The organism is Mycobacterium sp., from assembly GCF_029961025.1.
Classification (GTDB): Bacteria; Actinomycetota; Actinomycetes; order Mycobacteriales; family Mycobacteriaceae; genus Mycobacterium.
Window position 1 is genome coordinate 20,765 of sequence record NZ_JASBVP010000015.1, and the last position, 25,265, is coordinate 46,029.

At 66.6% G+C, this 25,265-nt stretch carries 20 protein-coding genes; 10 read left to right on the plus strand and 10 right to left on the minus strand.

Going from position 1 to position 25,265, the window contains the following annotated elements; all coding sequences use genetic code 11:
* Nucleotides 1–152 precede the first annotated feature (152 nt).
* A complete protein-coding gene (locus QJR12_RS15730; protein ID WP_300584259.1) occupies nucleotides 153–1,214 on the plus strand; it encodes an oxygenase MpaB family protein in 1,062 nt (353 codons plus the stop codon).
* A gap of 21 nt (nucleotides 1,215–1,235) precedes the next feature.
* Here the strand turns inward: QJR12_RS15730 and QJR12_RS15735 are convergent, their stop codons facing one another.
* The 4 genes from QJR12_RS15735 to infC form a co-directional block, all read right to left on the minus strand.
* Nucleotides 1,236–2,051 (minus strand): RNA methyltransferase, encoded by an 816-nt coding sequence (locus tag QJR12_RS15735; RefSeq protein ID WP_300584261.1) that lies wholly within the window; start codon nucleotides 2,049–2,051, stop codon nucleotides 1,236–1,238.
* Between the two features lie 74 nt (nucleotides 2,052–2,125).
* A complete protein-coding gene (gene rplT, locus QJR12_RS15740) occupies nucleotides 2,126–2,515 on the minus strand; it encodes a 50S ribosomal protein L20 (RefSeq protein ID WP_300584114.1) in 390 nt (129 codons plus the stop codon).
* A gap of 108 nt (nucleotides 2,516–2,623) precedes the next feature.
* Entirely contained in the window at nucleotides 2,624–2,818 is a 195-nt protein-coding gene (rpmI, locus tag QJR12_RS15745; RefSeq protein ID WP_300584116.1) for a 50S ribosomal protein L35, read from the minus strand.
* Between the two features lie 16 nt (nucleotides 2,819–2,834).
* Nucleotides 2,835–3,440, minus strand: a complete 606-nt coding sequence (gene infC, locus QJR12_RS15750) for a translation initiation factor IF-3 (RefSeq protein WP_300584263.1) — start codon at nucleotides 3,438–3,440, stop codon at nucleotides 2,835–2,837.
* 434 nt (nucleotides 3,441–3,874) lie between these two features.
* Between infC and lysX the strand changes: the two genes are divergently transcribed.
* Complete coding sequence (gene lysX / locus QJR12_RS15755; RefSeq protein WP_300584265.1) at nucleotides 3,875–7,168, plus strand: bifunctional lysylphosphatidylglycerol synthetase/lysine--tRNA ligase LysX; 3,294 nt, start codon at nucleotides 3,875–3,877, stop codon at nucleotides 7,166–7,168.
* Nucleotides 7,169–7,170: 2 nt separating this feature from the next.
* Here lysX and uvrA read toward each other — a convergent pair whose 3' ends face one another.
* A complete protein-coding gene (gene uvrA / locus QJR12_RS15760) occupies nucleotides 7,171–10,092 on the minus strand; it encodes an excinuclease ABC subunit UvrA (protein ID WP_300584118.1) in 2,922 nt (973 codons plus the stop codon).
* 184 nt (nucleotides 10,093–10,276) lie between these two features.
* On the opposite strand from uvrA, the gene QJR12_RS15765 reads away from it, so the two are divergent.
* The 4 genes from QJR12_RS15765 (at nucleotide 10,277) to QJR12_RS15780 (ending at nucleotide 13,005) form a co-directional block, all read left to right on the plus strand.
* Nucleotides 10,277–10,954: an MBL fold metallo-hydrolase gene (locus QJR12_RS15765; protein WP_300584119.1), complete on the plus strand. Its 678-nt coding sequence runs from the start codon at nucleotides 10,277–10,279 to the stop codon at nucleotides 10,952–10,954.
* A gap of 76 nt (nucleotides 10,955–11,030) precedes the next feature.
* Nucleotides 11,031–11,258, plus strand: a complete 228-nt coding sequence (locus QJR12_RS15770) for a hypothetical protein (protein WP_300584121.1) — start codon at nucleotides 11,031–11,033, stop codon at nucleotides 11,256–11,258.
* A gap of 167 nt (nucleotides 11,259–11,425) precedes the next feature.
* Nucleotides 11,426–12,691 carry a sulfate adenylyltransferase gene (gene sat, locus QJR12_RS15775; RefSeq protein ID WP_300584123.1) on the plus strand — a complete coding sequence of 422 codons (1,266 nt, stop codon included), beginning with the start codon at nucleotides 11,426–11,428 and terminating at the stop codon, nucleotides 12,689–12,691.
* The gene (locus QJR12_RS15780) at nucleotides 12,688–13,005 is read left to right on the plus strand and encodes a hypothetical protein (RefSeq protein WP_300584125.1); all 318 of its coding nucleotides are present in this window, start codon (nucleotides 12,688–12,690) and stop codon (nucleotides 13,003–13,005) included. Before sat ends, QJR12_RS15780 begins: the two co-directional genes overlap by 4 nt.
* Before the next feature lie 31 nt (nucleotides 13,006–13,036).
* On the opposite strand, the gene QJR12_RS15785 is transcribed toward QJR12_RS15780, so the two are convergent.
* Nucleotides 13,037–13,480 carry a universal stress protein gene (locus QJR12_RS15785; protein WP_300584127.1) on the minus strand — a complete coding sequence of 148 codons (444 nt, stop codon included), beginning with the start codon at nucleotides 13,478–13,480 and terminating at the stop codon, nucleotides 13,037–13,039.
* Between the two features lie 208 nt (nucleotides 13,481–13,688).
* Here QJR12_RS15785 and QJR12_RS15790 point away from each other — a divergent pair, with 208 nt between their 5' ends.
* Nucleotides 13,689–15,272, plus strand: coding sequence for a glycosyltransferase family 39 protein (locus tag QJR12_RS15790; RefSeq protein ID WP_300584129.1), 1,584 nt, complete (start codon nucleotides 13,689–13,691; stop codon nucleotides 15,270–15,272).
* Nucleotides 15,273–15,329: 57 nt separating this feature from the next.
* Here QJR12_RS15790 and uvrB read toward each other — a convergent pair whose 3' ends face one another.
* Nucleotides 15,330–17,498 (minus strand): excinuclease ABC subunit UvrB, encoded by a 2,169-nt coding sequence (gene uvrB, locus QJR12_RS15795; RefSeq protein ID WP_300584131.1) that lies wholly within the window; start codon nucleotides 17,496–17,498, stop codon nucleotides 15,330–15,332.
* A gap of 146 nt (nucleotides 17,499–17,644) precedes the next feature.
* Between uvrB and QJR12_RS15800 the strand changes: the two genes are divergently transcribed.
* The 3 genes from QJR12_RS15800 to QJR12_RS15810 all read left to right on the plus strand — a co-directional run bounded on the left by QJR12_RS15800 (nucleotide 17,645) and on the right by QJR12_RS15810 (nucleotide 19,566).
* On the plus strand, nucleotides 17,645–18,124 hold the full coding sequence (locus tag QJR12_RS15800; RefSeq protein ID WP_300584133.1) for a DUF402 domain-containing protein: 480 nt from the start codon (nucleotides 17,645–17,647) through the stop codon (nucleotides 18,122–18,124).
* Nucleotides 18,125–18,157: 33 nt separating this feature from the next.
* Nucleotides 18,158–19,057: a non-homologous end-joining DNA ligase gene (gene ligD / locus QJR12_RS15805; RefSeq protein ID WP_300584135.1), complete on the plus strand. Its 900-nt coding sequence runs from the start codon at nucleotides 18,158–18,160 to the stop codon at nucleotides 19,055–19,057.
* Between the two features lie 89 nt (nucleotides 19,058–19,146).
* Complete coding sequence (locus tag QJR12_RS15810; protein WP_300584137.1) at nucleotides 19,147–19,566, plus strand: hypothetical protein; 420 nt, start codon at nucleotides 19,147–19,149, stop codon at nucleotides 19,564–19,566.
* A gap of 38 nt (nucleotides 19,567–19,604) precedes the next feature.
* Here the strand turns inward: QJR12_RS15810 and coaE are convergent, their stop codons facing one another.
* The 3 genes from coaE to polA form a co-directional block, all read right to left on the minus strand.
* The gene (coaE, locus tag QJR12_RS15815; RefSeq protein ID WP_300584138.1) at nucleotides 19,605–20,819 is read right to left on the minus strand and encodes a dephospho-CoA kinase; all 1,215 of its coding nucleotides are present in this window, start codon (nucleotides 20,817–20,819) and stop codon (nucleotides 19,605–19,607) included.
* A gap of 24 nt (nucleotides 20,820–20,843) precedes the next feature.
* A complete protein-coding gene (gene rpsA / locus QJR12_RS15820) occupies nucleotides 20,844–22,292 on the minus strand; it encodes a 30S ribosomal protein S1 (RefSeq protein WP_300584140.1) in 1,449 nt (482 codons plus the stop codon).
* A 213-nt stretch (nucleotides 22,293–22,505) separates the two neighbouring features.
* Nucleotides 22,506–25,220: a DNA polymerase I gene (gene polA, locus QJR12_RS15825; protein ID WP_300584267.1), complete on the minus strand. Its 2,715-nt coding sequence runs from the start codon at nucleotides 25,218–25,220 to the stop codon at nucleotides 22,506–22,508.
* Nucleotides 25,221–25,265: the final 45 nt, after the last annotated feature.

Here is a 25,265-nt window from a genome sequence, read left to right on the forward strand (position 1 = left end):
GGCGAGATGCCCGGCCCGGGCACCACGACCTCGCCCGGTGGTGGGCCCGGTTGCGGGTGCGCATCCGGCTCACCCCGGCCACCCACCGCGACGCGATAGACAATGCGCGTTGTCAACCGTTATCGTGGGACGGTCAGGATCGGGAGGCCATGATGACTGCCACCTCGGCGACGTCCGCCCCATCCGGGTCGCGGGCCTCGGGTGCTCGGGCCAAGGCCGAGCCACTCGGGCCGGACTCGTTGACCTGGAGGTATTTCGGTGACCTGCGTACCGCGTTGCTGGGGATGTGGATCGGTGCGCTGCAGAACATGTACCCGGAGTTGGGCGCCGGCGTCGAGGAGCATTCGATCCTGCTGCGCGAGCCGCTGCGACGGGTCGCCCGCTCGGTGTACCCCATCATGGGGGTGGTCTACGACGGCGACCGGGCGGCCCGGACCGCTGAGCAGATCAAGAGGTACCACGTCACCATCAACGGGGTCGACGCCGCCGGCCGACGCTATCACGCGCTGAATCCGGACACGTTCTACTGGGCGCACGCCACGTTCTTCATGCTGGTGATCAAGGTGGCCGAATACTTCTGCGGCGGGCTGACCGAGGCCGAAAAGCGCCGGCTGTTCGAGGAGCATGTGCAGTGGTACCGGATGTACGGAATGAGCATGCGGCCGGTGCCCCGCTCATGGGAGGAGTTCCAGCAGTACTGGGAGCGGGTGTGCCGCGACAAGCTGGAGATCAACCAGGCAACGGTGGACATCCTGCGAATCCGCGTTCCCAAGCCGAGGTTTGTTCTCCTGCCCACGCAGCTCTGGGACCAGCTGTTCACGCCGTTTGTGGCTGGCCAGCGCTGGATCGCGGCGGGATTGTTCGATCCGCCGGTTCGGGAAAAGGCCGGCCTGCGCTGGACGCCGGGAGACGAGATCGTGCTGCGGCTGTTCGGCAAACTGGTTGAGCTGATGTTCCTGGCGGTTCCCGACGAAATCCGGTTGCACCCCCGGGCGCTGGCCGCATACCGGCGGGCAGCGGGACGGATTCCGGCCGACGCGCCCTTGGTCGAGGCGCCGGGGTTTCTGGCACCGCCGCGCGACCGTCGGGGATTGTCGATGCATTATTTCCCGCCCCGCCGCACCATCCTGGAGCGCGCCGGATCACTGGTGCACACCACCTGCTGGTTGGCCGGTCTGCGGCCCGCCCGCGGCCGGCGCACGGCGCGAAATTAGCGACGCACGACCGCGGCGGACTCACCGGTTGGCCTTCGCTCGCCGGGCCCGCGCACTTTGGTACAGGCAGATCGCCGCGGCGGCCGCCACGTTGAGGCTCTCGGCGCCGCCGGACATCGGGATGCGCACGCGATGGTCGGCTTCGTCGGCCACCGACGCCGAAAGCCCTCGCGATTCCGCGCCGAACAGCCACGCCGTCGGGTCAGCGAGCAGCGTCTCGGCATCGTCGAGGGACATTTCGCCGTCCACCGTGGTCGCCAACACCTGCATCCCGGCCGTGCGCAGCGCCGTGATGGCTGCCCGGGCATCCGGTGCGACGACGACCGGGAGGGACACGATGCTGCCGGCGGAGGCGCGCACACACTTGCCGTTGTAGGGGTCAACGCTGTGCCCGACGAGCAGCACGGCCGCGGCGCCCATGGCGTCCGCGATGCGGATCAACGTCCCCGCATTGCCCGGCTCGCGAACCTCGACCGCCGCCGCGATCAGCTCGGGTGCGCGGGCGAGTACCTCATCCATGCGAGCCGCCGGTATTTCGCACACCGCGACCAGCCCCGTCGGCGTGACCGTGTCGGACAGCAACCGGGCGGCGCGCTCGGTCACCCGATGGATCGGGACCTCGTGTCCGGCCAACAACGCCGCGTAACGCTGCGCCGCGGCCTCGGTGACGAAGACTTCCCGGACCAGCCCACGCACGGCTGCGGCTTCGACGAGGTGCGGACCCTCCGCGAGGAAGCGCCCCGCGCGGCGCCGGCCGATGTGGCGATGCAATTTCGCGGCCGCGACCACCCGGGCCGAGCGTTCGCCGAGGACCCGTGGGCCCACCGGCCGGTCCAGATTCACCGATCCGGCCCTCCTCCGGCGGCCGGCCCACGTCGTCGCCGGATCGACCCCGGCGGGGCTAGGCAGGGCTAGGCAGCCTCTCCCGAGGGGGCGTTGACGTCTTCGGGCAGTGCCGAGCGGGCGACGTCGACCAGCGAGGTGAACACCGCCGGATCGGTTACCGCGATGTCGGCCAAATTCTTGCGGTCGACCTCGACGCCGGCGGCCTTCAGGCCCTGGATCAGTCGGTTGTAGGTGATGCCGTTGGCGCGTGCCGCGGCGTTGATCCGCGAAATCCACAACCTGCGGAAATCACCCTTGCGCGCGCGCCGGTCCCGGTAGGCGTAGTTCAGGGAGTGCAGTTGCTGTTCCTTGGCCTTGCGGTACAGCCGGGATCGCTGGCCTCGATAGCCTCGGGACGCCGCCAAAATGGTGCGCCGCTTCTTGTGGGCGTTGACCGCCCGCTTCACGCGTGCCATGTGATGGTCCTATCCTGTCGGGTCCTGCAGGGGACTGCCTCTCGGGGAAATATGCCCGTCGGAGACATAATTGCGCCCGCTCCGGGCTCGTCGTGTCTTGGGTGTCGGTCAGCCGGTCAGCATCCTTTTGACCCGCTTGGTGTCTGCGACCGACACCCCGACGCGACCCTCCAGCCGCCGGGTGCGGGTGCTGGGCTTGTGCTCGAACAGATGCCTGCGGTTGGCCTGCTGGCGCACAATTTTGCCGGTTCCGGTGCGCCGGAACCGTTTCGAGGCGCCGCTGTGGGTCTTGGTTTTAGGCACACGTCCTCCCGTCTGGTCAATTCAGCGACGGCGATGGCTCGGTATCGCCGCCGCCCAGCGGCCCGGTCACGGATGCCCGGGCTTGTTGCGCCGCCCGGGCGCGGGTCTTTGCCCCGCGGTGCGGTGCCAACACCATCGTCATGTTGCGTCCGTCCTGCTTGGGGGCCGACTCGATGAACCCGTAGTCGGCGACGTCGGCGCCCAGGCGTTGCAGCAGTCGGTAGCCCAACTCGGGCCGCGACTGCTCCCGTCCCCGGAACATGATGGTGACCTTGACCTTCGATCCCGCCTCCAAGAACCGGATCACATGGCCCTTTTTGGTCTCGTAGTCGTGGTCGTCGATCTTGGGGCGGAGCTTTTGCTCTTTGACAACGGTCTGCTGCTGATGCCGGCGAGACTCGCGCGCCTTCTGCGCCGCCTCGTATTTGTACTTGCCGTAGTCCATGATCTTGCAGACCGGTGGCCTGGCGTTGGGGGCAACTTCGACAAGGTCGAGATCGGCGTCCGCGGCGACGCGGAGTGCATCTTCGATGCGCACGATGCCTACCTGCTCCCCTCCCGGGCCGATCAATCGGACTTCAGGTACGCGGATGCGCTCGTTGACGCGGGTCTCAGTGCTGATGGGGCCTCCCTAAATCGTTTGTCGGTTGGCGACCGGTTCCGGATCCGTCGGGAGGCAGCACGCGGGGTACCGCCCCATCAGCAAAAAAGCCCTGCAAAAGCAGGGCCCTGTGCCGACCGGTCGCAGCCTTAGCCGCCTGCGCCACACGCAGAACGGGCATCACCCGATACCCGTGACCGGACCGCTAGGCCTTGGATAAGCCCTGGATAAGCCCTGGATAAGCCGTCGAGCATATCCTCGAGATATCCGTGGCCAGCGGTGGGAGTGGGACTCCACTTGCTGTCCCTGCCTTCGCCGGGACGGTCGCGGCTATCAGTTTAGCAGCCATGAGAGATCCTTCGGGGGCAACGGCGGGGCATGGTCATCCGGCACCCTCGGACCGAAGCGGCGGTTGCCGGTCGGAGCGAATATCCTCGCGGTCTGTGACCCTTACCATGAGTCGGCCGGCCTCCCGGTATCACTGGGTACCGGCGGCCGCGGGCTGGACGGTTGGCGTCATCGCCACCGTGTCGCTCATGGCGAGCGTGTCGCCGTTAATCCGCTGGATCATCAAGATTCCGCGAGAGTTCATCAACGATTACCTGTTCAACTTTCCCGACACCAGCTTCGCGTGGTCATTCGTGCTGGCATTGCTGGCCGCGGCGCTCAGCGCGCGCAAACGCATCGCCTGGTGGGTGTTGGTCGGCAACTTGTTTTTCGCCGCCGTATTGAATGTCGCGGGCCTGGTGGGTGGCGATCACACCGGGGCGCAAATCTTCGGGGAGAACTTCGGGCTGCTGCTGCATGTGGCGGCTATCGCCCTGCTGGTCTTGGCCTACCGGGAGTTTTCGGCCAAGGTTCGTCGCGGCGCGCTGGTCAAGGCGACCGCCGTGCTGGCCGTCGGATGGGCGTTGGGAATTCTGCTGTCCTGGGGGCTGGTCGAACTGTTTCCCGGATCGCTGGCGCCTTCCGACCGACTGCCCTACGTGGTGGACCGGGTGATCGGCTTCGCCCTGGCCGACCCCGATCTGTTCACCGGCAAACCGCACGTGTTCCTCAATACGCTTTTCGGGCTGTTCGGCGCGCTGGCGCTGATCGCCGCCGCGATCGTGTTGTTTCAATCCCAGCGCGCCGAAAACGCGCTGACCGGTGAGGACGAGTCGGCGATCCGCGGGCTGCTCGAGTTGTACGGGAAAAACGACTCCCTGGGCTACTTCGCCACCCGCCGTGACAAGTCGGTGGTGTTCGCACCCAGCGGCCGGGCCGCCATCACCTATCGCGTCGAGGTCGGTGTCTGTCTGGCCAGCGGCGACCCGGTGGGCGACCCGCGGGCCTGGCCGCAGGCCATCGACGCGTGGCTACGGCTGTGTCAGTCCTACGGCTGGGCGCCTGCGGTCATGGGGGCCAGCGCGCAAGGCGCCCAGGCGTTCCGGGAAGCCGGTCTGTCCGCCCTGGCGCTGGGCGACGAGGCGATCCTGCACGCCGCCGATTTCAAGCTCTCCGGGCCGGAGATGCGCGCGGTTCGCCAGGCGGTCACCCGGGCCCGCAGAGCCGGGCTGACGGTGCGCATCCGTCGGCATCGCGACATCCCGGCCGACGAGATGGCCCGGGTGATCGAGCGTGCGGACGCCTGGCGAGACACCGAATCCGAGCGCGGTTTCTCGATGGCGTTGGGCCGGCTGGGCGACCCGGCGGACGGTGACTGCCTGCTGGTCGAGGCGGTTGACCGGGGCAACCGCGTGGTGGCGATGCTGTCGCTGGTGCCCTGGGGGCACAACGGTGTCTCCCTGGACTTGATGCGCCGTTCCCCCCAATCGCCCAACGGCACCATTGAGCTGATGGTAAGCGAGCTTGCGTTACACGCTGAACGTCTTGGCATCAGCCGTATCTCGTTGAACTTCGCCATGTTCCGATCGGCGTTCGAACAGGGTGCGCAACTGGGAGCCGGACCGATAGCACGGTTGTGGCGGGGACTGTTGGTGTTCTTTTCGCGATGGTGGCAGCTGGAGACGCTGTATCGCTCGAACATGAAATACCAACCCGAATGGGTACCGCGCTACGCGTGCTACGAGGACGCCCGCCTGATTCCCCGGGTGGGGGTTGCCTCGGTGATCGCCGAGGGTTTTCTGGTGCTGCCGTTCTCCCGGCGCACCAGGCAACACACCGGCCATCATCCGGCGGTGCCGCCGCCACTGGCCGCGACCGGACTCTTACACCATGACGGCACGGCGCCGGACGTCACCAGGCTGCGGCAGGCGGCCCTTCCGGACGTCCTCGAGGCTCGGCCCCGGCTGCCCGAGCAAGTGCGGGTCCGGATGGCGAAACTCCAGGCGTTGCAGCATCGTGGCGTCGACCCCTACCCGGTGGGGCGCCCCCCGAGTCACACGGTTGCCCAAGCGCTGGACGCCGCCCAGCAGACCGGCGTCTCGGTGTCCGGCCGGGTGCTGCGAATCCGCGACTTCGGCGGGGTGCTGTTTGCCCAGTTGCGTGACTGGTCGGGGGAAATGCAGCTGCTGCTGGATAATTCGGTTCTAGAAGGCACCCGCACCGCGGATTTCACCAGGGCCATTGACCTGGGTGACTTGATCGAGGTGGCCGGGCAGATGGGGTTCAGCAAGACCGGAACCCGATCGTTGATCGTGAGAAGCTGGCGGCTCATCGGCAAGTGCCTGCGGCCACTTCCCAACAAGTGGAAAGGGCTGACCGATCCGGAGGCCCGGGTGCGGGCCCGTTATGTCGACCTGGCGGTCAATGCCGAGTCCCGCGAGCTGATCACCGCGCGCAGCGGGGTGTTGCGTGCTCTTCGGCAGACACTGTTCGCCAACGGATTCGTCGAGGTCGAGACCCCGGTGTTGCAGCAGGTTCACGGCGGCGCCACCGCTCGCCCGTTCGTGACCCACATCAACAGCTTCGATATGGACCTATATCTGCGGATAGCGCCGGAGCTGTATCTCAAACGGCTCTGCGTCGGCGGAGTCGAGCGGGTTTTCGAGTTGGGCCGGGCCTTCCGCAACGAGGGTGTCGATTTCAGTCATAACCCGGAGTTCACCCTGCTGGAGGCCTACCAGGCGCACGCGGACTATCTGACGTGGATCGACGGGTGCCGCGAACTGATTCAAAACGCGGCGGAAACCGTCAACGGCGCCCCCATCGTGATGCGGCCACGCCCCCAAGGTGACGGCTTCGAGCCGGTCGACATCTCCGGGGCATGGCCGGTGAAGACGGTCTATGACGCGGTGTCCGAGGCGCTGGGCGAGCAGGTCGACGCCGACACCGAATTGCCCCGGCTGCGCAAGCTCTGCGAGGCCGCGGAAATTCCCTACCTGCCACGCTGGGATGCCGGGGCGGTGCTGCTGGAGCTCTATGAGCATCTGGTGGAGGGCCGCACCACGCAGCCCACCTTCTACATCGACTTCCCGGCGTCGGTGTCGCCGCTGACCCGGCCGCACCGCTGCAAGCGCGGGGTCGCCGAGCGTTGGGATCTGGTGGCCTGGGGAATCGAGCTAGGCACCGCCTACAGCGAACTCACCGATCCGGTGGAACAGCGGCGCCGGCTGGAGGAGCAGTCCCTGCGGGCGGCCGGCGGGGATCCGGAGGCGATGGAACTTGACGAGGATTTCCTGCAGGCCATGGAGTACGCGATGCCGCCCACCGGCGGCCTCGGGCTGGGCGTCGACCGGGTGGTCATGCTGATCACCGGGCGCAGCATCCGCGAGACCCTGCCCTTCCCGCTGGCAAAACCGCGCTGAGGTTAGGCGCTGGCCCGGCGCGGAGGCTGCGCCGGCCGCGAGGCGCCACCAACCGGCGCGCTGCCGCCGAGGACCTCGGCGAGAAATTTGCCGGTGTAGCTTTCCGGCACCGCCGCCACGTCCTCCGGAGTGCCCTGGGCGACGATGCTGCCGCCCCCGCCGCCACCTTCGGGTCCCAGGTCGATAACCCAGTCCGCCGTCTTGATCACATCGAGGTTGTGTTCGATGACGATGACCGTATTGCCCTTGTCGACCAGGCCGCCCAGCACGTTGAGCAGCTTGCGGATGTCCTCGAAATGCAACCCCGTGGTGGGTTCGTCGAGGATGTACACGGTGCGCCCGGTGGAACGCTTCTGCAGCTCGGAAGCCAGCTTCACCCGCTGAGCCTCACCGCCGGACAGCGTGGGGGCCGGCTGCCCGAGCCGGACATATCCCAGGCCGACATCGACCAGTGTCTGCAAATAGCGGTGAATACCGGTAATCGGCTCGAAGAACTGCGCCGCCTCCTCGATCGACATGTCGAGCACGTCGGCGATGGTCTTGCCCTTGTAGTGCACCTCCAGGGTTTCCCGGTTATAGCGGGCGCCGTGGCACACCTCGCACGTGACGTACACGTCGGGCAGGAAATTCATCTCGATCTTGATGGTGCCGTCGCCCGAGCACGCCTCGCAGCGGCCACCTTTGACGTTGAACGAGAACCGGCCGGGCCGATAGCCGCGGATCTTGGCCTCGGTGGTGGCGGCGAACAACGCGCGGATCTTGTCGAACACCCCGGTGTAGGTGGCCGGGTTGGACCGCGGCGTGCGACCGATCGGCGACTGGTCGACCTGCACCAGCTTGTCGACATGGCCCAGCCCGGTGACCCGGGTGTGCCGGCCGGGAACCTGCCGCGCGCCGTTGAGCCTCTTGGCCAGCGCCGCCGCCAGGATGTCGTTGACCAGGGTCGACTTGCCGGAGCCGGACACCCCGGTGACGCAGGTGAGCACACCTAGCGGAAACGCCACGTCGATTCCGCGCAGGTTGTGCTCGCGCGCGCCGACGACCGTGAGCAGCCGGCGCCGGTCGACCGGACGCCGGACCGCCGGAACCGCAATGCTCTCCCGGCCCGAGAGGTAGGCGCCGGTGATCGAGTCCGGGTTGCGCAGCAGTTCGTCATAGGGTCCGCTGTGCACGATCCGCCCGCCGTGCTCTCCGGCTCCGGGGCCGATGTCCACGATCCAGTCGGCGTGCGCGATGGTGTCCAGGTCGTGCTCGACGACAATGAGCGTGTTCCCCAAATCCCTTAGCCGCGTGAGCGTTTCGATGAGTCGGCGATTATCTCGCTGGTGCAGCCCGATCGACGGCTCATCGAGGACGTAGAGCACCCCCACCAGGCCGGAACCGATCTGGGTGGCCAGCCGGATCCGTTGCGCTTCACCGCCGGCCAGCGTCGCCGCCGGCCGCGACAACGTCAGGTAGTCCAGCCCCACGTCGAGCAGGAAACCGAGCCGGGCCTGTATCTCCTTGAGCACCTGGCCGGCGATCGCCTGCTCGCGCGGGCCGAGTGTCAGCGCGCTCAGAAAGTCCGCGCAATCGGTGATCGACAAATCGCACACCTCGGCGATGGACTTGGCGCCGCGATCGGCCGCCGACAGCGTCACCGCCAGGATCTCCGGGCGCAAGCGGGTGCCCCGGCAGACCGGACACGGCACGTCCCGCATGAAGCCCTCGTAGCGTTCCTTCATCAGCTCGGACTCGGTCTGCGCGAGTTTGCGGTGCAGAAACGCGATCACGCCCTCGAAGTCCGCGTAATACGAGCGGACCCGGCCGTAGCGGTTGCGGTAACGAACGTGCACCTGCTCGTCGGCACCCTCCAGAATCGCCTTGCGGGCCTTGGCCGGCAGCTCCCGCCACGGAGTGTTGACGTCGAAGCCCAGCACCTCCCCCAGGCCGGCCATCATCCGGGTGAAATAGTCCGCGGCGTGGCCCATCGCCCAGGGCGCCACCGCGCCCTGGGCCAGGGTGAGATCGGGGTCGGGCACCACCAGATCGGGATCGACTTCCTTACGGATCCCCAGCCCGGCGCACTCCGGGCACGCGCCGTACGGAGAGTTGAACGAGAATGACCGCGGTTCCAGATCGTCCACCCCCAACGCGTGGCCGTTGGGGCAGGCCAGCTTCTCGGAGAACCGCTGCTCGCGGGGGCGGTCGTGCTCGTGCGCCCGATCGTCGGGGAACTCCAGGACGACGATGCCGTCCGCCAAATTCAGCGCGGTTTCCACCGACTCGGTGAGCCGCTGCTTGGCGGTGGGCTTGACGGTCAGCCGATCGACCACGACCTCGATGTCGTGCTTGTCCTGTTTCTTCAGCTTCGGCGGGTCGGTCAGCGAATGCACCACACCGTCGACACGCACCCGGCTGTAGCCCTGGCTGTTGAGCTTCTCAAAGAGGTCGGCGAACTCACCTTTGCGGGTGCGCACCACCGGGGCCAGCACCTGAAACCGGGTGCCTTCGGGCATCGCCAGCACCTGATCGACGATCTGCTGCGGTGTCTGGCGGGCGATCCGGTGACCGCAGACCGGGCAGTGCGGCGTGCCCGCCCGGGCGTACAGCAGCCGCAGGTAGTCATACACCTCGGTGATGGTGCCCACGGTCGATCGGGGGTTGCGGTTGGTCGACTTCTGGTCGATGGACACCGCCGGGGACAACCCCTCGATGAAATCGACGTCCGGCTTGTCCATCTGCCCCAGGAATTGGCGGGCATAGGCCGACAGGGATTCCACATAGCGCCGCTGCCCCTCGGCGAAGATCGTGTCAAACGCCAGCGACGATTTACCCGACCCCGACAGCCCGGTGAAGACGATCAGCGCGTCGCGGGGCAAGTCGAGATCGACGCTGCGCAAATTATGCTCGCGCGCACCCTTGACAATCAGCCGCTCGGCCACGCTTACCCCTTCGGCGACACAGTACGAACCCATGCTATGTGCCGCGCCGGACGGCCGGATCAGCCAGGCATCGGCGGTAACGTGGCGCTAATGACACGTGCCTGACACGTGCCCGTGACGAGGCGGAGCGAACAGATGAGACAGAGGACAGATGGATGAGACAGATCAGGGAGGAGCGGCTCGAATGACGATCGTCGACGACAACTACACGGGACATGTCCGGCCGGGGACCGCGGCCCGGCGCACCCTTCCGGGTGCAGCGATCCTGAAGGCTTCGGTGGGGCCGATGGACAACAATGCCTACCTGGTGACGTGCTCGCAGACCGGTGAAACGCTGCTGATCGATGCCGCCAATGACGCCGACATCCTTATCGACCTGCTGCGCCGCTACGCGCCGAAGCTCTCGTTGATCGTGACCAGCCACCGTCACTGGGATCACTGGCAGGCGCTGGAAGCGGTGGCCCGGGCCACCGGCGCGCCCACCGCCGCACACAGGATCGACGCCGGCCCGCTTCCGGTGAAACCCGACCGGCTGCTCGATGAGGGCGACACCGTGCAGATCGGCAAGCTGACCTTCGACGTCATCCATCTGCGTGGCCACACCCCCGGATCGATCACGCTGGCGCTCGACGGGCCCGCCACCGGGGATGTCACGCAGTTGTTCACCGGTGATTGCCTGTTCCCGGGCGGGGTCGGGCGGACAACGCAACCCGCCGACTTCAACGCGCTGTTCGAGGGCGTGAAGACGAAAATCTTTGACCGCTTCGACGACGACACGGTTGTCTATCCCGGGCACGGCGACGACACCACGCTCGGCGTGGAGCGTCCGCACCTAGACGAGTGGCGCGCCCGGGGCTGGTGATCCGCCGCGCGTCCCGCCCTCCGCTTGGCGGACCGGAGCGGAGCCCTCGTTGCCGCCGGGCTTTAGGCTCGCCGATGTGGAACAGTTTGCGAAATTCACCGTCGAGTTCGTGGACGGCAAAAAAGTGTCATTCGACGCGGTCCAGATCCTGCCCAACGGGGTGTTGAAATGTGGCACGGAACACTTGGTCCGCGCACCGGCGGGCAAGCCCGGCCCGACCGTCCGGGAAATGGAAGAGAAATTTTACGCCCCACACACCTGGGTATGCGTGATTCCGTCGCAACGACGACCCGTGTTCGAATAACCGGGCCGACGGGGCCGACGGCCCGGGAGTCATCGTCCGCGGCGTTTCCGCCCCGGGGCGCCCAGCGCCGCGGTGCGCTGCCGCACTCCCCGCACCGGCGCGCGATATGTCGAGAAGAGGACTTGGGACGAAGACTTCGGGAAGAGGACTTGGGGAAGGGGATGAGGATGACTTATCGAGGCCATAACGGAAAACCGCTGGTCGACCGGGTGTCACCTGTCGATGCCGCCGAGAAAATAGGTGGCCTGCAGAGGATTCCGGTAACGCGGACCATCGCATACGAAATAATCGGCATCTCCTATGGTTTTTTTACCCCGCTCACCGGATTCATGTGCCGGCACGAGGTCGACCGCGTCGCGGACCATATGGAACTTCCGGACGGGACACTCTGGAGCATACCCATTGTATTCGACCTCTCCGCGGAAAAAATTAAAGAATTCAACCTCCACGAGGGCGACAGCGTCGTCCTCGAATACGACGGCGCCCCCATGGCAATCTTCGACATCGCGGAGATATACGGCTACGACCTGGAACGCCTGGCCGAAAAGATCTATGGGACGACGGATACCAAGCATCCCGGCGTGAAAAGGACGCGATCCTATGAGGACCGGTTCATCGGCGGCACCATCACGCTCATCAACGAACCCGTATTTAATGAGCCGTATCGAAATTACTGGCTCACTCCCAAACAACACATGGACACATTTCGTCGCAAGGGCTGGAAGCACATCGTCGCCCATCAGTCAAGAAATGTTCCACATACGGGTCACGAGATGCTCATGAAACAGGCCTGGTTTGCGGCGAATGAGGATATGCCGATTGACAAGCCGAACACCGGAATTCTTGTCAATGCGATCATTGGAGAGAAGAGACCCGGGGACTATATCGACGAGTCAATACTGTTGGCGCACCGCGCCCTCAGAGACGGCGGGTATTTTCGGCACGATATCCACATGGTCAGTTTCACGCTGTGGGATATGCGCTACGCCGGGCCTCGAGAGGCGATCTTCCACGCGATCCTAAGGACGAACCTCGGATGCACACATCACATGTTCGGGCGTGATCACGCGGGAGTCGGCGACTTCTACAAACCCTACGACGCGCAGAACCTCCTCGAGAAATATAGAAATAAGCAATGGATAAAACCAATATTTCTCCGGGAAAACCGGTATTGCCCAAAATGCGCGGAGGTTACCAGCTCGGCTCTTTGCGGACACGATTCGATAGCCCAAAGTTTCAGCGGAAACCTCATCCGAAGCATATTGGTCGACGAGGTGAAGCCGACACGCAAAGTTATGAGGCCCGAGGTGTTCGACGTCGTCGTGGATAGTGCGATCCGATACGGCCAGGGCTCACCGTTCGTGACCGAAAATTACCTGAACTCCAGATTGCCGGTGTTTTCCCTGAACCAGGTGGGGGTGCGCAAGCGATGAGCGAAAACCAACGCGACATTCACATCAACGTATGGATCAACGAGGAAAGGCTGGGACTATTAAAACGCGCCGGCCTGGTAGAAATGGCGAAACAGAAATTTGCGGATATGATGGTCCTGGAGGTCTCCGCGACCGAGGAGCAGAAGGACCGGATTCTGCAACGATATCCATCGGCACAGTATGATTCGTCCACGACCCATACTATTGAGCTGCTTCCCAAGGGGGCCAAGGATCGGCTATTCGATCTGTGCGTTCACATGCGCTCAACGGGCCCGGAGGTAATTGATCGGTTTCTTACAGACGGGCAGGCGTGAGCACGACCCGCCGGGTTTCCCGCGCCGCGGCTCACGAGGTGGTGTGCACGATGAGCACATCGGTTTTCGCGCGACGTGCCACGTTGGCCGGCACCGACCCCAGCAGCCGGCCGGCGATCGTGCTCAATCCGACATTCCCCACCACCAGCAGATCGGCGTCGACCTCCTCGGCGAGACCGACGAGGGCGTCGACGGGGGCGCCGACGATCGCCCGTTCCTCGATGTTCTGCGCCCCGGCGGCCTTGGCCCGATCCCTCGCGTCGCGCAGGATCGAGTAGATCGGCGCGGTGCCCGCCACCTTGTAGCTTTCGTCTTTCAGGGCGTCAGCGGCACGCGGGTCCTCGGGCTGGGGCAGGTATGCGGTCGCGATGACCAGCCTCGCGTCCGCCCCCGCGATGGCACCCGCTCGGTCCACCGCGCGCAACGACGAGTCCGAGCCGTCGGTTCCCACCACCACGGTCCGATAGGCGCTCATTTGCCCTCCCAGGTGTCGGTTGCCACGCCAACCCAAGACAGTATCGCGTTCCCGCGGTTCCCGGGGCGCGATTTGCGTGACGTCGCCGCGGCGTCCGTGGCCCCTGATCCGGCGGCACCCGTACCGTGATCGGCAGCCGGCGGCCGGTGGCCGACCGGGCGGCGGCGCACCTCCGCCCGCACCGCACCGGCCTTAAAGTACAGACATCATGTCCACGTCGATCGTCGAACAGCCCACGGCGGCGCTGTCCGGCGCGCCGGCCGCGCGGCGCCGTGGCGGCAGGCTGTCGGACCCCGCGGCGGTCGCCGCGCTCGCCGCGGTCGTCAGCGGCGCGGCCGCCGGCCGGCCGTCGCTGTGGTTCGACGAGGGCGCGACCATCTCGGCTTCGGCGAGCCGGTCGCTGCCGCAACTGTGGCGACTGCTCGGCCATATCGACGCGGTGCACGGTCTGTACTACCTGCTGATGCACGGCTGGTTCACGCTTTTCCCCCCAACGGAGTTCTGGTCGCGGGTACCGAGCTGTCTGGCGGTTGCGACGGCCGCCGCCGGTGTGGTGGTTTTCGCTAAGCAGTTTTCGTCGAGAACGCTCGCCGGGTGTGCGGGCGTGCTGTTCGCCATCCTGCCACGAACGACGTGGGCCGGAGTGGAAGCTCGCTCTTATGCCTTGTCGGCGGCCGCGGCGGTGTGGCTGACCGTGCTGCTGGTCAGCGCGGCGCGACGTAACCGGCTGCGGTGGTGGCTGGGCTACGCCGTGGCCCTGATCCTGGCGGTGCTGCTCAACATCAACCTGGTCTTGCTGGTGCCGGTTCACGGCGCGGTCATCCCCGTGGTCGCGCGGGGCAACGGACCCGGAACAGGAAAATCCGCCGCCGCCCGGTGGGCGGCGGCCTCGTCGGTGGCGGTGTCGATGCTGATCCCGTTCATCGTGTTCGCCCATGGCCAGATCCGGCAGGTCGGCTGGATCTCCCCGCTGAACTGGCACAACGTCATCGACGTCGTCCAGCAGCAGTATTTCGACCGCAGTGTTCCGTTCGCGGTTCTCGCCGGTGTCCTCATCGTTGCCGCGACCGTCACGGTGCGGACCGGTGCCCGCGCCCCGAGCCGCTCGACGCGCAGCCTGGTGCTCGTCTGCACAGCATGGATCGTCGTCCCGACCGCTGCCAGCCTGATCTATTCGGCGATCGGCGAACCGATCTACTATCCGCGCTATTTGACGTTCACCGCGCCGGCGATGGCCGTCGTGCTGGCGGCTGGCGTCGTCACCGTCGCCCGACAGCGATGGGCCGTGGCCGCCGTGCTGATCCTGTTCGCCGGCGCGGCGTTCCCGAATTACCTGTGGACGCAACGCGGACCCTACGCCAAAGAAAAAGGCTGGGACTACAGCCAGGTCGCCGACGTCATCGCCGCGCACGCGACCCCGGGGGATTGCCTCTTGGTCGACAACACCGTGCGCTGGGCGCCGGGGCCGATCCGCGCGCTGCTGGCGACGCGGCCGGCGGCCTTTCGGCCACTGATCGACGTCGGGCGCGGTGCCCGGGGACCGGAGCGCGGCACCCTGTGGGACGGTCACGTTGCCGTTTGGCTGGTGCTCGACCGGCTCGCCAAATGCGCCACGGTGTGGACGATTTCCAGCCGCGACAAGACCTTGCCGGACCATCAAGCCGGCCCATCATTGCCACCGGGGCGGCTTCTCGGGCATGCGCCCGCGTATCAATTCGCGGGTGAGCTCGGGTTTCACATCATCGAGCGGTGGCAATTTCATTTCGCTCAAGTCACGAAGTCGATCCGCTGAACCGGCCGCTGCGCCAACGACTCCCCCGCAAACCGGGGTGACCGCGTTCGGGCGGCCTCACTTCAGGCCGGCGGCGTCCATGGCGCGTAGTTCCTTCTTCAAGTCGGCGATCTCGTCGCGGAGCCGCGCGGCCAGCTCGAACTGCAGGTCACGAGCCGCCGCCATCATCTGCTCGGTCAGGTCCTTGATCAGGTCCGCCAGCTCGGCGCGCGGCAGGTTGGCGGTGTCGCGACCTTCGACCACCCCGGCGCTCACCGCGCGGCCCGGCTCCCCCTGGGCGCGCCGACCGCGGGAGATGTTGCGTCCGGAGCCGCCGATCGGGATGGCGTCGGTGGCTTCTGTATCAGCGGCCTCGGTGTAGACCCGGTCGAGAATGTCGGCGATCTTCTTGCGCAGCGGTTGCGGGTCGATCCCGTGCCGCTCGTTGTAGGCGATCTGCTTGGCCCGCCGGCGTTCGGTCTCGTCGATGGCCTGTCTCATGGAGTCGGTGATGGTGTCGGCGTACAGGTGCACCTCACCGGAGACGTTGCGCGCCGCACGGCCGATGGTCTGGATCAGGCTGCGCGTCGACCGCAGGAAACCTTCCTTGTCCGCGTCCAGGATCGACACCAGCGACACCTCGGGCAGGTCGAGACCCTCGCGCAGCAGGTTGATCCCCACCAGGACGTCGAACTCGCCGAGCCGCAGCTGGCGCAGCAGTTCCACCCGACGCAGCGTGTCGACCTCCGAGTGCAGGTAGCGCACCCGGATCCCCATCTCCAGGAGATAGTCGGTGAGATCCTCGGCCATCTTTTTGGTCAGCGTCGTCACCAGCACCCGCTCGTCGGCCTCGGCCCGCTTGCGGATCTCCGCGATCAGGTCGTCGATCTGGCCCTTGGTCGGCTTGACCACGACTTTCGGATCCACCAGCCCGGTGGGCCGAATCACCTGCTCGACGAACTCACCGCCGGTCCGGCTGAGCTCATAGGGCCCCGGTGTCGCCGACATGTAGACCGTCTGCCCGATCCGGGAAGCGAACTCCTCCCAGGTCAACGGCCGGTTGTCGCAGGCTGAGGGCAACCGGAAGCCGTACTCCACCAGGTTGCGTTTGCGAGAGATGTCGCCTTCATACATGCCGCCGATCTGCGGAACGGTGACGTGCGACTCGTCGATGATCAGCAGAAAGTCCTCGGGAAAATAGTCCAGCAGCGTCGCCGGCGGTGAGCCGGGCCCGCGCCCGTCGATGTGTCGCGAGTAGTTTTCGATCCCCGAGCAGAACCCGACCTGGCGCATCATTTCGATGTCGTAGGTGGTGCGCATGCGCAGCCGCTGCGCCTCTAGCAGCTTGCCCTGGCTTTCCAGTTCGGCGAGCCGCTGCGCCAACTCCTCCTCGATGGTGGAAATGGCCTGCGCCATCCGCTCCGGGCCGGCCACGTAGTGTGTCGCCGGGAAGATCCGCAGCGAGTCGACCCTGCGGATCACCTCACCGGTGAGCGGATGCAGGTAATACAGCGCCTCCACCTCGTCGCCGAAGAACTCGATCCGAACGGCCAGCTCCTCATAGGAGGGGATGATCTCGACGGTGTCACCGCGCACCCGGAAACAGCCGCGGGTGAACGACACGTCGTTGCGGGTGTATTGCACGTCGACCAACAGCCGCAGCAGCGCATCCCTGGGCACTTCGTCGCCGACTTTCAGCTGCACCGACCGGTCCAGGTAGGACTGCGGGGTACCCAGGCCGTAGATGCACGACACCGACGCCACCACCACCACGTCGCGCCGCGATAACAGGCTCGAGGTCGCCGCGTGACGCAGCCGTTCCACGTCGTCGTTGATGGAGCTGTCTTTTTCGATGTAGGTGTCGGTCTGCGCGATGTACGCCTCGGGCTGGTAGTAGTCGTAATAGGAGACGAAATATTCGACCGCGTTGTGCGGCAACATCTGCCGCAGCTCGTTGGCGATCTGGGCGGCCAGCGTCTTGTTCGGCTCGATCACCAGGGTGGGTCGTTGCAGCCGCTCGATCAACCACGCCGCGGTGGCCGACTTGCCGGTTCCGGTGGCGCCCAGCAACACCACATCTTTCTCCCCCGCTTTAAGACGGCGCTCGAGCTCGTCGATAGCGGCCGGTTGGTCTCCGGCCGGTGCATGCGGACTGACCACCTGGAAACGCCCGCCGCTGCGCACGATGTCCTCGACGGCGCGGTATTCCGAGTGCGCGACTACGGGATGTTTGGTAGCGAACGCCATGCCCACCAGGGTAGGCCGGTGGCGGCGCGGGCCGCAGGCCCGTTCCCGCGTAGTAAGCTGACGTTATTCATCCGCCGAAGCACGAAACATTCGATCTCAGTGCGGGCACCAACACCGATCCGAAGGGCGTCGTCCGCGCCGTTGACGTGTACCTCGTGCGCCCGTGGGGGCTCTACCTGGCCCGCCCGACTCCCGGCCGTGCCCAGTTCCATTATCTGGAGTCGTGGCTGTTGCCGTCGTTGGGGGTGCGCGCCACGGTCTTTCACTTCAACCCGGGCTATGAACCCGAGCACGACTACTACCTCGACATCGGCGAATACACCCCCGGACCGGCGGTGTGGCGCTCCGAAGATTACTACCTCGACCTCGAGGTCCGTACCGGCGCCGCGGTGGAGCTGACGGATGTCGCCGAGCTGCTGGAGGCCGTTCGTCACGGCTTGCTGGCCCCCGAGGTCGCCGAACGGGCGGTACGGCGCGCCGTCGGCGCGGTCGACGGGCTGTCCCGCCACGGCTATGACCTGCAGTGCTGGTTGGCCACATTGGGTATGGACATCAGCTGGCGCGGTGGTTCTCGCGCCCGCCGGCGGGCACCGGGCGGCCGTTCGACAACCGCGGATCCCGGTTAGCGGTCGTTGCCGGCAGAGGATCGGTTGAAGCTGATGCCCCGCATCACCGTCGAGATCACCCACCGGGACCGGGTGCTGTTTCCCGCCGACGGAATCACCAAGGGCGACCTCGCCGACTACTACGCCGGGGTCGCCGATGTGATGCTGCCGCACCTGAAGGGCAGGCCGCTTACCGCCCAGCGGTTTCCCCGTGGAATCGGCGAACAGGGCTTCCTGCAGCAGGATTTCGCGGAAACGTTGCCAGACTGGCTGAGCCGCGCCGAGGTCACCAAAGCGGACGGCACCGTGGTGCATCCGGTGGCCGACCGCCGCGAAGCGCTGCTGTGGCTGGCCAACCAGGACTGCATCACGCTGCACGCATGGCTGTCCCGCCAGGACCTCCCCGACAAGCCGGACCGGCTGGTCTTCGACCTGGACCCGTCCGTGCGCGAGTTTTCGGCGGTGCGGGCCACCGCCCGCGCGCTCGCCGACCTGCTCACCGAGCTCGGCCTGGTGTGTTACCTGCAGACCACCGGCTCACGCGGGTTGCACGTCGTGGTCCCCCTGGTGCGCGGGACCGACTTCGATACCGCCCGGCAATTCGCTCGCGACGTCGCCGAGCTGGTCGCGGCCGAGGATCCCGCGCACCGCACCACCGAGATCCGGAAAAGCCAACGGGGCGAGCGGGTGTACATCGACGTCATGCGCAACGCCTACGCGCAGACCGCGGTCGCGCCGTACGCGGTGCGGGCCCGCCGCGGCGCGCCGGTAGCCACCCCGCTGGAATGGGACGAGCTGGAGCAACGGGATCTGCGAGCCGACCGGTTCACTATTCGGGATCTGCCCAAACGACTCGCCGCCCAACGCGATCCGTGGGCCGACATGAGCAGCCACGCCCGCTCGCTGGCCGGCCCCTGCCGGCGGTTGAGCAGCTGGCGGGCCGCGGGTATATGACCCCGGCCCGAGGCGTTCGGTGGACCGCGGCGGATGCCTACGGCAACACCGCGGTTGCGGCTCGGACGTTTCGCGTAATGTCTGCGGTTATGACCTCCAGCAAGCGCAAATCGGTGACGGTCGCCGCGGTGACGGCCGGCGCAATGTGCGCCGCGGCAATCCCGGTGACGGCGCACGCCCAGAACGAGTTGCACAACATCACCTACATCGCCCGGGTCGACGGAGTGGCCCCCGGAAGTCAGGCAACCTTCAGGATCAGTGACACCCAGGTCAACACCGCCACCTTGAGCTCGGTGCCCGGAAACCCGTTCGAGGCCAACACGGTGCTGGCCGATCCGGCGAAAGCGGGCATGCAGGTGGCGATCCACTGGCCGTATTCGGCCAACGTGCACTGCGAGATCGACGTGGACGACACCGTCGCCACGCAGGTCGACCAGTTCGTCAGACCGATACTGGGCAGCACCGACCCGATGAACGGCGTGCTGGGGTGCGGTGCGCCGCTCACCTGAGCGCGCATCCCGCCCGCCAGGGCAGTGCCGGTGCGGGGTTAGGGTCGCCAGCCGCTCGCGTCGGCCCACTCCCACGCCCGGTGGTAGGCGGCGCCAAACCACCGCTCTTTGGCGGCGGTGTAGCGAGCGGGATCGCCGCCGGATGCCACCGCGGCCCGCCGTTTGACGGTCAGAAACTCCCCGCGCACATCGGGATTGGCTCGCAACCAGTCGGTGAACAACAACCCGAGCTGTTGATTGGGCCAACCGGCGACCCGGATATGAACGCAGGTCGGCCTGCCGGGATCGGCAGAACCGTGGATCCGCTTGTGCCATAACGTTGGATCGTCACTGTGGTCATAACGGTCGACGGTGCTGCGGGCATCTGCGGTGGCGACATCGGCGGTGATGTCGGGGATGCGGGGGTAGCCGGCGGGCAGCAGCAGCGGGGCGATGTCGTCGGCAACGGTCAGTGATTCGACGGTGACCTGGATATCGATCGCATTTCTGGCGTCCAGCCCGGGCAGCGCGGTCGATCCGATATGGTCCACCCGCAATGCTTTCGCCCCGCACGCCGTCGCTATGCGAGCGACGATGCGCCGCCCCTGCTGCGGCCAGACCGGATCGGCGGGTGTCAGCGCCACCGGCGGACGCACCGCCCGGTGTGCGCTCAGGTTGCGGGCGAACGGCAGGATCCGGTGATGCCACACCGCGCGGGCCGCCTCGGTCAGTGCGGGCAGGCTACCCGAGTTATCCAGCCAGACATCGGCCACCGCCCGGCGCTGGTCGTCATCGGCCTGCGCGGAGATCCTGGCACGGGCGTCGGTTTCGGTCATGCCGCGTTGTTCGACCAGCCGCTGCACTCGCAGTTCGGCATCGGCATAGACCACAACCACCAACGCAAACAGCGGAGCCATACCGGATTCCACCAGCAGCGGAATGTCCTCCACGACAACCGCATCTTCGGGCACGGCCGCGATGATCTCCGCGCGGCGCCGGGCCACCAGCGGATGAACGATCCCATTGAGCGCAGCCCGGGTGGTGTCATCACGGAAAGCCCTGGCCGCCAACGCCGCCCGATCCAGAGTCCCGTCGGGACGCAGGATATCGGTGCCGAACGTGGTGACCAGCGCCGCCAATCCTTCGGTGCCGGGCTCGACCACCTCACGGGCGATGACGTCGGCGTCGACAACGACCCCGCCGCATTCCGCGAACGTAGCCGCCACCACCGACTTACCGGCACCGATACCGCCGGTCAGCCCGATTCGCAGCATCTGGACGAAACCGGGCGCCCGCCGCTATGCGCTGCCGGCGAGCTTCTCCCGCAACGCGGCCAGTTGGGCTTCGCTGGCGAGCTTCCCGGCGTTGGCATCCTCGGACGGGGAACTGTTGGCCGGGGGCTGGCCGGCATCGGCGCGGGCGGCCGCATCCGCGGCGGCGGCGAATTTCTCCATTTGCGCGGTGTGCATCTTGTGCCGGCGCTCGGCCTCGGCGTAGCGCGCCTCCCACTCGGCACGCTGCTTTTCAAAGCCCTCAAGCCATTCGTTGGTCTCCGGATCGAATCCTTCGGGGAAGATGTAGTTGCCCTGCTCGTCGTAGCTGTCGGCCATGCCGTATTTGGCCGGGTCGAACTCCTCGGTGTAGTCCTCGTTAGCCTGCTTGAGCGACAACGAGATCCGCCGACGGTCCAGATCGATGTCGATGACCTTGACCATCACCTCGTCGCCGACGCTGACCACCTGGTCGGCGACCTCGATGTGCCGCTCCGACAGTTCGGAGATGTGCACCAGGCCCTCGATACCCTCCTCGACGCGGACGAACGCCCCGAAGGGCACCAGTTTGGTGACCTTGCCGGGAACGATCTGGCCGATCGCGTGCGTGCGGGCGAAGTGCCGCCACGGATCTTCCTGAGTCGCTTTCAGCGACAACGACACCCGTTCCCTATCCATATCGACGTCGAGCACCTCGACGGTAACCTCGTCGCCCACCTGCACCACCTCGGAGGGATGGTCGATGTGCTTCCAGGACAACTCAGAGACGTGCACCAAACCGTCGACACCCCCGAGGTCGACGAACGCGCCGAAGTTGACGATCGATGACACCACACCCTTTCGGATGGCGCCCTTCTGCAGCTGGTGGAGGAACTCGGTGCGCACCTCGGACTGGGTCTGCTCCAGCCAGGCCCGCCGGGAGAGCACGACGTTGTTGCGGTTCTTGTCCAGCTCGATGATCTTGGCCTCGAGTTCCCTGCCGATGTAGGGCTGCAGATCGCGGACCCGCCGCATCTCGACCAGCGAGGCCGGCAGGAAGCCACGCAACCCGATGTCGAGGATCAGGCCGCCCTTGACCACCTCGATCACGGTGCCCTTGACCGCCTGGTCCTTCTCCTTGAGCGCCTCGATGGTGCCCCACGCCCGCTCGTATTGGGCGCGCTTCTTGGACAGGATCAGCCGACCGTCCTTGTCCTCCTTGGTCAGCACCAACGCCTCGATCCGGTCGCCGACGGACACCACCTCATGCGGGTCGACGTCGTGTTTGATGGACAGCTCGCGCGCGGGGATGACCCCTTCGGTTTTGTAGCCGATGTCCAAAAGGACCTCGTCACGGTCGACCTTGACCACGGTCCCTTCCACGATGTCGCCATCGTTGAAGTATTTGATCGTCTTGTCGATGGCGGCGAGAAAATCCTCGCTCGAGCCGATGTCGTTGACGGCGACCTGGGGCGAGGTGACGGAGGGACTTGGCATATTGTTGGGGTGCTCCGGACGGACGTGGTCGTAGGGACAGATTTGAGTTACTCGTCGAGGCTACTCGACTCGGCGCGGCCAGGCCAAACCCGGCCCGTGCGCCGCGGGTAACGCTACGGCTACGGGTGGGCCGCAGTTCGCCCGGGCGGCCGACCCGGCCAGGCGACCCCGAGAGGTGTCCAGCGACACCAGGGCCGGCCGGCGGCCGCCGGCTCAGTGGGCGGCGGCGTCCCAGCTGCGGCCGTAGCCCACCGACACCTCCAGCGGCACGTCCAACGGGTAAGCGCTGCCCATCTTCTCGCGCACCAGCGCCTCGAGTCGCTCCCGCTCGCCGGGAGCGACTTCCAACAGCAGCTCGTCGTGGATCTGCAGCAGCATGCGCGAGGCCAAGCCCGCCGCTTTCAGTGCCCGGTCGACCCCGATCATGGCCACCTTGATGATGTCGGCCGCACTGCCCTGAATCGGCGCGTTGAGCGCCGCGCGCTCGGCGGCTTCACGCACCTGACGGTTGCTGCTGTCCAGCTCGGGCAGGTAGCGCCGGCGCCCCAAGATGGTCGAGGTGTAACCGTCCTTGCGGGCCTGCTCCACCACGGCGCGCAGATAGTCCCGCACCCCGCCGAACCGGGCGAAGTACGTCTCCATCTGCGCTTTCGCCTCTTCGGTGGAGATCTTCAGCTGGGCGGCAAGCCCAAAAGCGCTCAGCCCGTAGGCCAGCCCGTAGGACATCGCCTTGACGCGGCGCCGCAATTCGGGTGTCACCTCCTCGATCGGCACCCCGAAGGCCCGCGACGCGACGAAGGAGTGCAGATCCTCCCCGGTGCGGAAGGCCTCGATGAGGCCCGCGTCACCGGAGAGATGCGCCATGATGCGCATCTCGATCTGGCTGTAGTCGGCGCTCATCAGCTCGGCGTAGCCGTCACCGACGACGAAGGCGTCGCGGATTTGGCGGCCGGCGTCGGTGCGGATCGGGATGTTCTGCAGGTTCGGGTCGGTCGAGGACAGCCGGCCCGTCGCCGTGATCGTCTGGTTGAACGTGGTGTGGATGCGCCCGTCGGCGGCCACCGAATTCAGCAGCCCGTCGACCGTGACTTTGAGCCTGGTGGCGTCCCGGTGGGCGAGCAGGTGCTCGAGGAAGGGGTGCCCGGTCTTGTCGAACAGCGACTGCAGGGCGTCGGCGTCGGTGGTGTAGCCGGTCTTGGTCCGTTTGGTTTTCGGCATATCCAGTTCGTCGAACAGCACGACCTGCAGCTGTTTGGGTGAGCCGAGGTTGATCTGCTTGCCGATCACGGCGTACGCCGCTTCGGCGGCGTCGCGGATCTGGTGGGCGAACTGGCTTTGCAGCCTGCTGAGCAGGTCGGTGTCGACCGCGATGCCCGCGGCCTCCATGCCTGCCAGCACCCGTTGCACGGGCAGCTCCATCTCCATCAGCAACGCGGTGGAGTCGATGCGGGCCAGCTCGGCGTCCAGCGCGTCGGCCAGGTCTGCCACCGCCCGGGCGCGCAGGATCGTGGTCCGCGCCGCTTGGCCGTCCGGCTTGTCGGTGTCATCGAGAAGCGAAAGCTGCTGTGGCTCAGAACCGTCCTCGCGCAGCTCGCGGTGCAGGTAGCGCAGCGAAAGGTCGTCGAGCGTGAAGCTGCGCTGTCCCGGGCGGACCAGGTAGGCGGCCAGCGCGGTGTCGGAGGTGATGCCGTTCAGCGTCCAGCCCCGCCCGGCGAGGTCGTGGATGGCCGGCTTGGCCTCATGCAGCGCTTTGGGTTTTTCGGGGTCGGCCAACCAGTCCCCCAGCGCCGCGTCGTCGTCGGGGGTCAGCGTGGTGGTGTCGATATAACCGCCGTCCCCGTCGGCGGCCGCGATCGCGAGCGCGGTGGCGTCCGCGCCGTAAGGAACGTGCGTGCCGACCACCGCCAACCCGGATCGGCGCCCATCGCCGGCGTGCCCGGCCAACCATCGCCGGACGGTGCCGGGCGCCAGCGCCGCACCGCGCACCTCGAACCCCTCCTCGACCTCCGGCTCGACGGCGGCCAGCGTCTCGAAAAGCCGGTCGCGCAACACCCGGAATTCCAGCTGGTCGAACAGCCGGTGGATGGCGTCACGGTCCCAGGGGCGCAGCCGCAGCGTGTCCGGTGTCTGCGCCAGCGGCACGTCACGGATCAGGCGGGTGAGCTCGCGGTTGCGTACCACGCCGGCCAGGTGCGCCCGCAGGGCGTCCCCCGCCTTGCCGCGCACCGAATCGACGTTGTCGACCAGCGCCTGCAGCGAACCGTATTCGGCGATCCATTTCGCGGCGGTCTTCTCGCCCACCCCGGGGATGCCGGGCAGGTTGTCGCTGGGGTCGCCGCGAAGCGCGGCAAAGTCCGGGTACTGCTCGGGGGTAAGCCCGTATTTCTCGACGACGGCGTCGGGGGTGAAGCGGGTCAGGTCGCTGACGCCCTTGCGCGGGTAAAGCACCGTCACGTTGTCGCTCACCAGTTGCAGCGCGTCGCGGTCACCGGTGACCACCAGCACCCGAAACCCCTCGTCTTCGGCCTGGGTGGCCAGTGTCGCGATGATGTCGTCGGCTTCGAAACCCGGCTCGGCCAGCACGGTGATGCCCAACGCGGTAAGCACCTCCTTGGTGATGTCGATCTGGCCGTGAAACTCATCGGGGGTGGCCGACCGGTTGGCCTTGTACTGCGGGTAGCGATCGGAGCGAAAGGTCTGCCGCGACACGTCGAACGCCGCGGCCACGTGGGTCGGGTATTCGTCGCGCAGCAGGTTGATCAGCATCGCGGTGAACCCGTAGACGGCGTTGGTGGTCAGCCCGCCTGCGGTTTTGAAGTTCTCCGCGGGCAGCGCGTAGAAGGCGCGGTAGGCCAGCGAATTACCGTCCAGCAACAGCAGGGTGGGTTTGTCCTCGCCGGCGGTTGCGGCACCCGGGGTCCGCGCCAACCGGCCGGCCGGGGGGGCATTGGCTGGGCTCACGGCCCTACTCTA